We start from the raw sequence: 11,951 nt of genomic DNA, 5'->3' as shown, positions 1-11,951 counted from the left end.
ACATGCCGTCATCCCGCCTCGCAAAAACGCCAAGCCGTGGAAGACCGTCACCGCGGGTGCAATGGCCAGAAACGAGGCCCTGCGAGCTTCGAAATACCTCGGCCGCGCGATCTGGCGAAACTGGAGTGGATACCACCGCCGAAGCCGCGTCGAGACCAAAATGCACTGCGTGAAAATGCTGGGCCAGCGCCTCATGGCGCGGGACTTCGATCGTCAGGTTGCGGAAGTCCAAGTCCGCATCCTCGTCATGAACGGCTATACCGCGCTCGGCATACCCATAACTGAGCCCGTAGGATGAGTCTGTCTGGGGAAAGGGGGCGTCTGGCCTTCAACCAATTTGTGCAACAGAGTCCAACTGAACGGCCAAGAATATCTTTAGCGTCAATTGGGTAACATGCAGCCACCATTGCGCCAAATCAATTTGAAACGCTCAGCAAGCGGTGCAGGATGAACAGGACCGCTGCGCAGCGGAAAGCTGGCATTCACCGCAACTCTTGGCAATGTCGGCCAAGGGCCGTTATCTTCGCCACCAAGCGCAAGAGCCGTTCTTCACCATAACCGAGGCAAGATCACGACCGTCGGGGAGGCGACAGGAGCCGATCCATCGGTCATAGCTCTTCCGGCCAGTGAGACTGCAGGATAGCGTTCGGCCTGAAACAAGCGCCCTCATGCGCCGATCTGCCCGCCGTCCAGCGGGAGTCCCGATTTCAGCACAGTCGAGTTTGGCGAATCGGATAGGGCGACCGGAGACTTCGATCGTGTCGCCGTCCCGCACATGAGTCACCCGCCCGACAACAGGGCCAGAAGCCGTCATCGAGTCAGATGCTGCACCACCCCAAGCATTGCCGCCCCGGAGGACCGTTGGCCTCGGGGTAGTTTCAGCCGGAACAGCTCGTCCGAAGTCTTGCGGGACGACTTGTAATGCGATCGCCAGAAGTATAGCCGCAGAAATCAAGAGTAGGCCGATGGTCGGCGCCGCTATACGACGCTGGCGCTTCTGCTTCATCTTTCGCCACTGCCGCTGAGTTGGCGTCGGTCGGGTTACTCGTCTGAACATGCTGAAATCATACACAGCATCATGGCTATTCTTGGGAAAGGGTTCGACGCTCATCCGAAAGCCGTGAACACCCGGTGCTGCACTGCATTTGACTGTCAGCTCCGACAGACCGCGCCTAAGAAATCTCATCTGCCTCAAGGTCGGGTCAGGACAGATGATTCCTTTCGACCGCCGTCTGAGATGTTAGCTTTGCGAGTCGAAAAGACTCGGTAGTGTCCATTACACCACCATGCAAGTACACCACCAAAAGCAGAAAAACTAAAACCTTTTCAAAACATTAAATAGCATTAGTGACGTTGGCTATCCCCTCCTGCCGGGGTCGCCAGCGCCGTGGTGGACTGGGTCTATTAGCTTCCTGCGAAGGGCGCGGCGTTGCCCCACAACTGGCGCACCCGCGCGTCGCGGCCGCATCCCTTGCGGTACTTCTTGTAGGATTTTGCCCGCGTTGTCGGGCCAAAGCGCGTGAACAGGACAACTTCCTCGCTCTTGTAATAGTCCTGGTGATATTTCTCGGCCTTGTAGAACTTCTTCTTCGGCAATACCGGCGTGACAATCTCGCGGCCAAGATCCTCCTCGGCCTCGGCCACCATCCTCTCGGCCAGGTCCCGTTCCTTCTCATTGCCCACGAATATCGCGGTGCGGTAAGACGCGCCTCGGTCGCAGAATTGCCCGCCCGCATCGGTCGGATCGATCGAGCGCAGGAACATGTGCAGCAGCTTTTCGCGGCTGACCTTTGCGGGGTCGAACATGATCTCGACCGCTTCGTAATGCCCGGTGCCGCCGCGCGTAACCTGCTTGTAGGTCGGGTTGTCCACCTTGCCCCCGGTATAGCCCGAGACCACTTCGCTAACGCCCGGCACCTTCTCGAAATCTGCCTCGACGCACCAGAAGCAGCCGCCCGCAACGGTCAGGGTTTCCTTGGGCCCGGCATGAGCGGGATGCACCTCGACCAGCAACCCCAGGACAATTGCCACCGATAGAATGGCTGGCTTGGCTATGTTAATCCACTCGCGCATTTGACACCTCTGAGTCTAGATGCAGCGATCATGCCCGGCGCGCGTTCGCAAACCAAGCCGTCTCACGCAAGCGTGACAAGACGTGAGTGCCATCCCCCCGGTTTCCATTCTCGCGCGCCCATCCTACTGTGCCGGGAAAACGAAGGGGCCGCCGCCATGACCGATCACGTCACCACCCACGAAGCCGAGGATGACGCGCGCAACGAAGGCATCCTGATCTGGCTCAATGGCGCCCTGGTGCCGCGTGACCAGGCCGTGGTCAGTGTCTATGACAGCGGCTTCATGCTGGGCGATGGCGTTTGGGAGGGGCTGCGCCTCTATAACGGCAAGTGGGCCTTTCTGGATGATCACATGGATCGCCTGTTCGAAGCGGCCCGCGCCATCGACCTCGATATCGGAATGACCCGTGAACAGGTGGTCGCCGCGCTTTTGGGCACGCAGCGCGCCAATGCCATGCATACCGACGCCCACGCGCGCCTGATGGTGACGCGCGGCGTGAAATCCCGCCCGTTCCAGCATCCCGGCCTGTCGCGCCAAGGCCCGACCATGACCATCATCATGGAACATTCGCGCCCTTCCATCCCGCGGCCCATCCGCCTTGCCACGGTGCCGCATATCCGCGGCCTGCCAATGAGCCAGGACCCCAAGCTCAACTCGCATTCCAAGCTGAACTGCGTCCTTGCCTGCATCGCCGCCGAAAAGGCCGGCGCCGACGAGGCGCTGATGCTGGATGTGCACGGCTTCGTGAACACCACCAACGCCTGCAACTTCTTCATCGTTCGCCGCGGCGAGGTCTGGACCAGCACCGGCGACTACTGCATGAACGGCATCACCCGCGCCAAGGTGATCGCGCTATGCCGTGAAAACGGCATCCCGGTGCACGAGCGGAACTACTCATTGGTCGATACCTACAGCGCGGACGAGGCATTCCTGACCGGCACGTTCGGCGCGCAAACCCCAGTGGCCGAGGTGGACGGCCGGCGGATCGGCACCGGCGAAATGGGGTCCGTAACCACCCGCATTCGCGAGCTATACAAGGCGCTGATACAGCGCGAAACCGCATGATGGCCGCGCGCGGTAAAGCTAGCCACCCGACACATGGCGCCTGGTGCCGGGCGGGGCGCGGGAATGGCCTGTTGCGGGCATCGAGGTTTGGCACCATTGCGCGCCGCCGCGCAGCGCCCGACCGCCCCCCTCGGGCGGGCGCTTTGGCGGGCGTATCAAATGATTGAGAACGAGGAGGTATTTGGCTGGCATAAAGCGAGATCCACAAGCGTTGCTGCGCCCACCCGGCGGTCAAGCACTGCGCGGCTTCTCAATTGATCGCCCTATGTCCGCAACAGGCCATCCATGTCCCCCCCAGCACGACAGGCCAGATCAACCTTGGCAACTCGTGTCAGGTCGCAGACACTGACCCCCTCTGAATTCCCCTGACAACGGAGCACCCCAATGCATATCGCCATGTGGTCCGGCCCCCGGAACCTTTCGACAGCCATGATGTATGCCTTTGCCGCCCGCGGCGACTGCGCCGTCGTGGACGAGCCGTTCTATGCCGCCTACCTTGCGCGCACCGGGCTGAACCATCCCATGCGCGACGCGATCATCGCCAGCCAACCCACGGACCCGGCCAAGGTGGTCGCGGCGCTCACCGCCCCCGCGCCGGGCGGCAAGGCGCATTTCTACCAAAAGCACATGGCGCAGCACATGATCCCCGGCATGCCACGCGACTGGATCACCCGCGTTACCAATGTTTTCCTCATTCGCCACCCCGCCCGTGTCGCCGCCAGTTTCTCGGCCAAGTACGAGAATCCCGTGCTGGCCGATATAGGCTTCACTCAACAAGCGGAACTTTACGACCAGATTAACGCCGCGGGCGGGCGCCCCGTGGTGATCGATTCATCCGACATCCGTCACGATCCCGAAACCATGCTGGCGCGGCTGTGCGATGCGATCGGCCTGCCCTGGGACCCGGCGATGCTGCGCTGGCCCGAGGGCGGCCACCCCGACGATGGCGTCTGGGCCGCCCATTGGTATGGGTCGGTGCACCGGTCCACCGGCTTTGCTCCGTCCGAGGGGCCGCTGCCCGACTTGACCGGCGCCGCCGCTGATCTGGCCGACGCGGCAATGCCCGCCTACCGGAAATTGCGCGCCGTCGCGATTTGAGCTGTGCAAACCTTACGCTTCACGGCGCGAAACGTCCGTTTTGTAAGGTTATGAACGGAATTTAACCCTTCAACCGACGGTCCCGCGCGGCCAGCAGTTTCAGCCGCAGCGCATTAAGCTGGATGAACCCCGCGGCGTCCTTCTGATCATAGGCGCCGGCATCGTCCTCGAACGTCACATGCGCCTCGGAATACAGCGAATGATCGGACCACCGCCCAACGGTCCGCGCCAGCCCTTTGTAGAGCTTCAGGCGCACCGTACCAGTCACATGATCTTGTGATTTGTCGATTGCCGCCTGCAACATCTCGCGTTCCGGGCTGTACCAGAAGCCGTTATAGATCAACTCGGCATAGCGCGGCATCAGCTCATCCTTGAGGTGCGCGGCTCCCCGATCGAGCGTGATTTGTTCGATCCCGCGATGCGCTTCCAGCAGAACCGTACCGCCGGGCGTTTCGTAAATTCCGCGGCTCTTCATGCCTACGAAACGCCCCTCAACCAGGTCAAGCCGCCCAATGCCGTGCTTGCCACCCAATTCATTGAGCTTTGTCAATAACTTGGCGGGGCTCATCGCTTCGCCGTTGATGCTGACGGCATCGCCTTTTTCGAACCCGACCTCGATGAATTCGGGCGTGTTCGGCGCATCCTCGGGGTTGGTCGTCCGTTGATACACATAGTCCGGCGCGTCATTTGCCGGATCTTCCAGAACCTTACCCTCGCTCGACGTGTGCAGCAGGTTGGCATCCACCGAAAACGGTGCCTCGCCGCGTTTATCCTTGGCGATCGGGATCTGGTTTTTCTCTGCAAAATCAAGTAGTTTGGTGCGACTGGTCAGGTCCCACTCGCGCCACGGCGCGATTACCTTGATATCGGGGTTGAGCGCATAGGCCGCCAATTCGAACCGCACCTGATCGTTGCCCTTGCCCGTTGCGCCATGCGCCACGGCGTCGGCGCCGGTTTCCTCGGCGATCTCGACAAGACGCTTTGAAATCAACGGTCTGGCGATGGATGTGCCCAGTAGATACAGCCCCTCGTAAACCGCGTTGGCACGGAACATCGGGAACACGAAATCGCGGACGAATTCCTCGCGGATATCCTCGATATAGATATTTTCTGGTTTGATCCCAAGGAGTTCCGCCTTCTGACGAGCGGGATCCAATTCCTCGCCCTGCCCCAGGTCCGCGGTGAACGTCACCACCTCGCACCCGTATTCGGTTTGCAGCCATTTCAGGATGATCGACGTATCCAGACCACCGGAGTAGGCCAGCACGACTTTCTTGGGCGCGGACATCATGTTTCCCCTTGTATTCAAGCTTTGCAGCGCGATTAGCCGGTTTTCCCGCGCAGGGCAAGGTCAGGGCTTGCGCAAGCGCCCCGCCTGGGCCAGACAATTCCAATGACCAGTTTTCGCGACACCGCCCGCTCCGCCACCGCCGCCATGCGCGACGTGTTTCCGGCCACGCCGCTGCAACGCAACGCGCATCTGTCGGAACGCTTTGGCGCGGATATCTGGCTCAAGCGCGAAGATTTATCGCCGGTTCGCTCTTACAAGCTACGCGGCGCGTTCAACGCAATGCGCAAAGTGCTTGAAAACGAACCGGAAAAAGGGCTTTTCGTTTGCGCCAGCGCGGGCAATCACGCCCAGGGTGTTGCCTTCATGTGCCGCCATTTTGGCGTAAGCGGCGTGATCTTCATGCCGGTGACCACGCCCCAGCAAAAAATTCACAAGACCCGAACATTCGGCGGCGACGCCATCGAAGTCCGTCTGACTGGCGATTATTTCGACGACACGCTCGCCTCGGCCAAGGCGTTCTGCGCCGACAAGGGCGCGCATTTCCTTGCACCCTTCGACGATCCCGATGTGATCGAGGGTCAAGCCTCGGTCGCCGTTGAAATCAAGGAACAATTGGGCGACCTGCCTGATCGCGTCATCCTTCCCGTCGGCGGCGGCGGCTTGTCGGCGGGCGTGCGCAGCTATTTCGAGGACGGCTGCGACTACACCTTCGTGGAGCCCGCCGGAGGTGCCAGCCTGGCAGCAGCGCTTGCGGCCGGAAAACCGATCAAGCTGGACAAGGTGGACTCCTTCGTCGACGGCGCCGCGGTCGCCTGCATCGGAGAACAACCCTTCGCCCGGCTCGCCGATGTGGACCCGGCTGACGTGCGCACCGCTCCGGAGGACCGGATTTGCGTTACAATGCTGGAAATGCTGAACGTCGAAGGCGTCGTTCTTGAACCGGCCGGGGCACTTGCGGTGGATGTGCTGGTCGATGTTGCGGATCAAATCCGCGGCAAGACAGTTGTCTGTGTCACGTCGGGCGGGAATTTCGACTTTGAGCGCCTGCCAGAGGTCAAAGAGCGCGCGCAACGCTACTCAGGGGTCAAGAAGTACTTCATCCTGCGGCTGCCGCAGCGCCCCGGCGCATTGAAGGAATTCCTCAACATTCTGGGGCCGCAGGATGATATCGCCCGTTTTGAATACCTTAAGAAATCGGCCCGAAATTTCGGCTCGGTGTTGATCGGCATCGAAACGCGCGAGGCTGGAAATTTCGAGGTCCTTTTCGACAAGTTGGATAAAGTGGACTTCACTTACCGCGACATTACCGACGATGCGATCCTTTCCGAATTCCTCATCTGATTTCAGGGAGAAAGCCGCGCATCGAGTTCGGACATGAATTCGGATTGCGATTCGTCATAGCATTTCAATATCTTGTCGACATCGACATCATCGGCGCGTCCCGCCGCAGCATCCCGTTCGCCCGCCTGACACATAACTGCGAAACGGCTGAAGCCAAGATTCATGGCGCTGCCCTTGAGAAAGTGCAGATCACTGGCGAGTTCCTCGTGAACGACTCCCGTTCGAAGGCGTTCAGCCACCTGGTTCACCTCCTCAAGAAACAGGCTGACCACCTCCGAGAAGTCCTCCGCGCCGATTTCATCGCGCAGTTCCGCAATCCGATTCCAGTCAATCATGTCACCCTCCTGCACACAGCCAGATCAGGCGCATCCTTGCGGTCCACCGTTAAGAGAACGTTGAGCAGCAGGAGGAAATACATTCAATTCGCCGCTTCATATGTTCTTAATTTGGTTGCTTTTACCCTCCAATGACCTTTTCGAATGTCCCAAATGTGCGGAGTGCCGGCATTGATTGCCCGAAAAACAGAACCTTCGTCGCAAGATCTGGCAGGGCCAGTCGTGCGCGATGTGCTGATTGTCGACGACAGCAAGATGCAGCGGCGGATCCTTGCGACTTCCATATCGCGATGGGGCTTTCGCGTGACTGAGGCCGCCAGCGCCCGCGAGGCGTTGGAACAGTGCAAAATCTCTCCGCCCGACATCGTGTTAAGTGACTGGATGATGCCGGTCATGGACGGGTTGGAATTCTGCAAGGCCTTCCGCGAAATGCCGCGCGATCAATACGGCTATTTCATACTCCTGACATCCAAGTCTGACAAAAACGCCGTCGCGCTCGGGTTGGATTGCGGCGCAGACGATTTCCTGAACAAACCGGTGAACACCGCCGAATTGCGCGCGCGCATCAACGCGGGCGCGCGCCTGTTGCGGACGCAGCGGGAATTGAAAGAGAAGAATCGCTTGATCGGCAGCACCCTGCAGCAGTTGCAGGGCCTCTATGACGCGGTCGACCGCGACTTGATCGAGGCCCGCAAACTCCAGCAATCCCTGCTACGTGACCGGTACAAGGATTTTGGATCCGCGCAGGTGTCTTTGGTTCTACAATCCAGTGGCCATGTGGGCGGGGATCTGGTGGGGTTCTACCCGGTGAATGACTCGCATTTCGGGCTGTTCGCGCTTGATGTTTCCGGCCATGGGATCAGTTCCGCACTCATGACAGCACGGCTTGCGGGATACCTTTCTTCAGCTGCCCCCGAGCATAACGTCGCTCTTCGCAGGGCCGCTGATGGTAGCTATGAGGCTTTGCCTCCTGCAGAGGTCGTAGAGACTCTCAATCGCCTGTTTCTGGATGAAATGGCGACGGAACATTATTTCACACTTCTGCTGGCTGACGTGAACCTGCACAGCGGTGAGGTCATCTTTGCGCAGGCAGGGCACCCGCATCCCATTCTTCAACGCAAGGACGGGTCCGTTACGGCGCTTGGCGATGGCGGCTTGCCGGTCGGGCTGCTTCCTGATGCCACTTTCGAACAAACCCGCATCACGTTGAATGCTGGCGATAGGCTGCTGATCCAATCGGACGGCATAACCGAGTGTATGACGCCGAGCGGAGAGATGCTTAACGATGAAGGGGTGATGCATTTGATGGAACAAATGAAAAACACCTGCGGAGAGGAATTTCTAAACACCTTGCTGGCGCACTTGCACGCCTATACCGGGGATCAGGACTTTGCCGACGACGTGTCTGCCGTCTTGCTGGAATTCTGACACTGCGTGTCACATCCACCGCGCCACGAAGTGGCGATCCCCACCATTACCAAGGCTGCGCGCCGCCACCGCCGCCGACGTCCATACCGCGATATGCCCCTCCTCGGTAGGCGGATGAAGCTGCAGAACGGGGCGCGCGACGTAGACTAGGCATATCTTTTCTGCCCACAGGTCATACTCGGGCATGTACGCAAAACGCCGAAACGCCCCAATTCGTCGCGGCGCGGCGATCTTCCACCCCGTTTCCTCCAGCACTTCGCGGTGCAGCGCGGAAATAGGGGATTCGCCCGGGTCGATACCGCCTCCCGGCAGTTGCAGCTCTGGCCAGGGCGATGACTGATGCGTTAGCAACAGCTGGTCACCTTGCGGCAAGATCGCGTAAGCCCCCAAGCGTCGTACATATTTCTGGCATGGGCGGGGGGAATCGCCGAAACGTCTGATCATTGCTGGCTCCGTTGCCTTGGTCCATGCCTTGCTCCGCCTATATTGAAGCGGTATGCCGAAACAAGGCGCATAAGGAAACTCCATGACACTCGGTTCGAAACTCGCGTGGGACGACACGGTATTGCCGTTCCAGCTTGACACTTCAGATATTCGCGGGCGCGTCGCGCGCCTGGACAACGTCCTTGACGGCGTTCTGAAGCAGCACGACTACCCCCCTCAAGTCGAAGCACTTGTAGCGGAGATGTGCCTACTCACGGCCATGATAGGGCAAACGATCAAGCTGCGCTGGAAACTGTCGCTTCAGGTGCAATCCAAGGGCGCGGTGCGCATGATCGCCACAGATTATTTCGCGCCGTCGCAAGAGGGTGAGCCGGCCCAAATTCGCGCCTATGCCAGCTTCGACGCCGAGAAGCTGACCGATGCCGCCCCCTTTGACCAGGTCGGCGAGGGCTATTTCGCCATCATGCTGGACCAGGGGCGCGACATGAGCCCGTATCAGGGGATCACGCCCTTGGCCGGCAGCTCACTTTCGGCCTGCGCCGAAGCGTATTTCGCGCAGTCCGAGCAACTACCGACACGGTTTTCCCTGAGCTTCGGCAAGTCGAGCGAACCGGGCGTTTCAGAGTACTGGCGGGCAGGTGGCATCATGGTACAGCACATGCCAAAGGCGTCGCCCGAAGCCAAGCGCGACGAGGCAACCGGCGAAGAGGGCCTGTTGCACGCACGCGACCTGGTGGAAGGCACGGAAAAGGAAGACTGGAACCGCGCCAACGTCCTGCTCGATACGCTGGACGATCTGGAGCTTATCGGCCCGCATGTCTCGCCCACGGATCTACTGATACGCCTGTTCCACGAGGATTCGCCGCGCGTCTTTGACACTCAGCCGGTTCGCTTTGGCTGCACCTGCTCGGAAGAGCGCGTTCGCAACAGCCTGTCGATCTACTCGGCCCGCGATATTGGCACCATGACGACGGATGACGGGCTGGTCACCGCCGATTGCCAGTTCTGCGGCGCGCATTATGAACTGGATCCGGCGACGCTCGGCTTTGAAGCGGGGAAGGATGCAGGTGACGACGACTGATTCATTTGCACCGGTCCTCGCGGCATTGGCGCATGCGCGGACTGCCTCGTCGGATTTCGATCTGAACCCGGACGTTACCTTGCCGCCCGAACGCAAGTTGCGCCCCGCCGGGGTTCTTGTCGCCCTGCAAGAGACGGCAGGCGGCCTGCATGTGATCCTGACCAAGCGGTCTTCGGCGCTCAAGCATCATCCGGGGCAGATCGCGTTTCCAGGAGGCAAGCAGGACGCAGGCGATGCCGACCTGACAGCAACCGCGCTGCGCGAGGCGCACGAAGAGATTGCCCTGCATCCCGACAACGTCGAGGTCCTGGGCCTACTGCCCCCACATGAAACGGTCACTGGCTTCATCGTGACGCCGGTCCTGGCGAAGGTTCATCACCCGTTTCAGGCCATCCCGGAGCCTGGCGAAGTCGAAGAGGTGTTCGAGGTGCCCCTCGCACATGTGGCGAACCCGTCGTTTTATAAGGTCCAGTCGCGTAGATGGCGCGGGCAGGAGCGGCGATACTATTCCGTTCCCTACGGCCCCTACTACATTTGGGGCGCAACCGCGCGTATGCTGCGCACATTGGCCGATGGAATGGCACGGGCATGAGGCTTGAAGCTGAATGGATAGGTCGGACAGAGACACAGCGCGTATGCGCCGTGCTGACCGACGCGGGCTATCAGGCATGGTTCGTCGGGGGTTGCGTGCGCAACACGCTCTTGGGGCAGCCCGTGGCGGATATCGACATCACCACTGATGCGCGCCCGGAAAAGGTTCTGGGTCTGGCCGAAAGCGCCAGCTTGCGCGCCGTTGCAACCGGGATGGACCATGGCACCGTAACGCTGATTTGCAACGGGGTGCCGCACGAGGTTACGACGATGCGGCGCGATGTCGAAACTGACGGGCGGCACGCGGTCATCGCCTACGCTGATACCATCGAAGAGGATGCGCACCGCCGTGATTTCACGATGAACGCCATCTATGCCGCGCCCGACGGCTGGGTGCATGATCCGCTCGGGGGTCTCGCGGATCTCAAGGCGCGGCAGGTGCGGTTCATCGACGACCCGGATCAGCGGATAAGCGAGGACTTCCTGCGCATTTTGCGCTTTTTCCGGTTTCATGCCTGGTATGGTGACCCCGCCACCGGCCCGGACCCGGATGCGCTTGCCTCGATCGCCAATCATGTGGAGGGGCTCGAGACCTTGTCGCGCGAGCGTATCGGCGGAGAGATGCGCAAGCTGCTTTCCGCGCCCGATCCGGCCCCGGCGATCGCGACCATGCGCAGTTTGGGCGTGTTGGCTCATGTGCTTCCGGGGGCCGAGGACAGTGCCCTCGCGCCCTTGGTGCATCTTGAGGCCGAAACCGGCTGCGCGCCGGATGCCATGCGGCGCCTGGCGGCGATTGGCGGCGATGATCTGAAAACCATGCTCCGCCTCAGCCGGGCGCAGGAGCGGACATTCAATCAACTGCGCGAAGCTGTCGGTGATCCCGACAGTGCGGCCGCGCTTGGGTATCGTCACGGCGCCGATCGGGCGCGGGATATATTGTTGCTGCGCGCGGCGATGCTAGAAACGCCGTTTGATCCCAATAGCCTCACCGAGGTCGAGGAAGGGGCAGCGGCGCGCTTTCCGGTCAGGGCCTCCGATCTCATGCCCGAGGTCAACGGGGTAGAGCTTGGCCGCAAGTTGAAGGAGTTGGAGCGGCGCTGGATCGACTCGGGCTTTCGGCTGAGCCGCGAGGATCTGATCGGCTGAAACGGCACCACTGCGCAAGCCGGGCGGGCGCCTGTCCGCGCGGGATCGCGCTGCAACG

The 11,951-nt window shown here is 60.6% G+C and carries 12 protein-coding genes; 8 read left to right on the top strand and 4 right to left on the bottom strand.

Going from position 1 to position 11,951, the window contains the following annotated elements; genetic code table 11:
- The coding region (locus tag G568_RS19950) for a transposase (protein ID WP_026758100.1) at window positions 1–298 on the top strand (298 nt) is incomplete at its 5' end.
- Window positions 299–1,404: 1,106 nt separating this feature from the next.
- Here the strand turns inward: G568_RS19950 and msrA are convergent.
- Entirely contained in the window at window positions 1,405–2,073 is a 669-nt protein-coding gene (msrA, locus tag G568_RS0111060; protein WP_026758099.1) for a peptide-methionine (S)-S-oxide reductase MsrA, read from the bottom strand.
- 156 nt (window positions 2,074–2,229) lie between these two features.
- Between msrA and G568_RS0111055 the strand changes: the two genes are divergently transcribed.
- Together G568_RS0111055 and G568_RS0111050 are read left to right on the top strand one after the other, a co-directional pair.
- On the top strand, window positions 2,230–3,138 hold the full coding sequence (locus tag G568_RS0111055; protein WP_026758098.1) for a D-amino acid aminotransferase: 909 nt from the start codon (window positions 2,230–2,232) through the stop codon (window positions 3,136–3,138).
- Between the two features lie 384 nt (window positions 3,139–3,522).
- Window positions 3,523–4,236 carry a sulfotransferase-like domain-containing protein gene (locus G568_RS0111050; RefSeq protein ID WP_026758097.1) on the top strand — a complete coding sequence of 238 codons (714 nt, stop codon included), beginning with the start codon at window positions 3,523–3,525 and terminating at the stop codon, window positions 4,234–4,236.
- A 61-nt stretch (window positions 4,237–4,297) separates the two neighbouring features.
- Here the strand turns inward: G568_RS0111050 and G568_RS0111045 are convergent, their stop codons facing one another.
- Window positions 4,298–5,524 carry an argininosuccinate synthase gene (locus tag G568_RS0111045; protein ID WP_026758096.1) on the bottom strand — a complete coding sequence of 409 codons (1,227 nt, stop codon included), beginning with the start codon at window positions 5,522–5,524 and terminating at the stop codon, window positions 4,298–4,300.
- Between the two features lie 105 nt (window positions 5,525–5,629).
- On the opposite strand from G568_RS0111045, the gene ilvA reads away from it, so the two are divergent.
- Window positions 5,630–6,868, top strand: coding sequence for a threonine ammonia-lyase IlvA (ilvA, locus tag G568_RS0111040; RefSeq protein WP_026758095.1), 1,239 nt, complete (start codon window positions 5,630–5,632; stop codon window positions 6,866–6,868).
- Window positions 6,869–6,870: 2 nt separating this feature from the next.
- Here the strand turns inward: ilvA and G568_RS0111035 are convergent, their stop codons facing one another.
- Window positions 6,871–7,203: an Hpt domain-containing protein gene (locus G568_RS0111035; protein ID WP_026758094.1), complete on the bottom strand. Its 333-nt coding sequence runs from the start codon at window positions 7,201–7,203 to the stop codon at window positions 6,871–6,873.
- 153 nt (window positions 7,204–7,356) lie between these two features.
- Between G568_RS0111035 and G568_RS0111025 the strand changes: the two genes are divergently transcribed.
- Complete coding sequence (locus G568_RS0111025; protein WP_084627390.1) at window positions 7,357–8,631, top strand: PP2C family protein-serine/threonine phosphatase; 1,275 nt, start codon at window positions 7,357–7,359, stop codon at window positions 8,629–8,631.
- A 9-nt stretch (window positions 8,632–8,640) separates the two neighbouring features.
- Here the strand turns inward: G568_RS0111025 and G568_RS0111020 are convergent, their stop codons facing one another.
- Window positions 8,641–9,075 carry an NUDIX hydrolase gene (locus tag G568_RS0111020; RefSeq protein ID WP_026758092.1) on the bottom strand — a complete coding sequence of 145 codons (435 nt, stop codon included), beginning with the start codon at window positions 9,073–9,075 and terminating at the stop codon, window positions 8,641–8,643.
- A gap of 82 nt (window positions 9,076–9,157) precedes the next feature.
- Between G568_RS0111020 and hslO the strand changes: the two genes are divergently transcribed.
- The 3 genes from hslO to G568_RS0111005 are packed head-to-tail and all read left to right on the top strand — an operon-like array spanning window position 9,158 to window position 11,893.
- Entirely contained in the window at window positions 9,158–10,156 is a 999-nt protein-coding gene (hslO, locus tag G568_RS0111015) for an Hsp33 family molecular chaperone HslO (protein ID WP_026758091.1), read from the top strand.
- Complete coding sequence (locus tag G568_RS0111010) at window positions 10,137–10,748, top strand: CoA pyrophosphatase (RefSeq protein WP_037374028.1); 612 nt, start codon at window positions 10,137–10,139, stop codon at window positions 10,746–10,748. The genes hslO and G568_RS0111010 overlap by 20 nt, the downstream gene beginning before the upstream one ends.
- The gene (locus tag G568_RS0111005; RefSeq protein ID WP_026758089.1) at window positions 10,745–11,893 is read left to right on the top strand and encodes a CCA tRNA nucleotidyltransferase; all 1,149 of its coding nucleotides are present in this window, start codon (window positions 10,745–10,747) and stop codon (window positions 11,891–11,893) included. Before G568_RS0111010 ends, G568_RS0111005 begins: the two co-directional genes overlap by 4 nt.
- The last annotated feature ends 58 nt before the right edge of the window (window positions 11,894–11,951 follow it).

The sequence above is a fragment of the Sediminimonas qiaohouensis DSM 21189 genome, assembly GCF_000423645.1.
Taxonomy (GTDB): domain Bacteria; phylum Pseudomonadota; class Alphaproteobacteria; order Rhodobacterales; family Rhodobacteraceae; genus Sediminimonas; species Sediminimonas qiaohouensis.
This window is presented reverse-complemented; position numbering and strand designations above follow the sequence as displayed.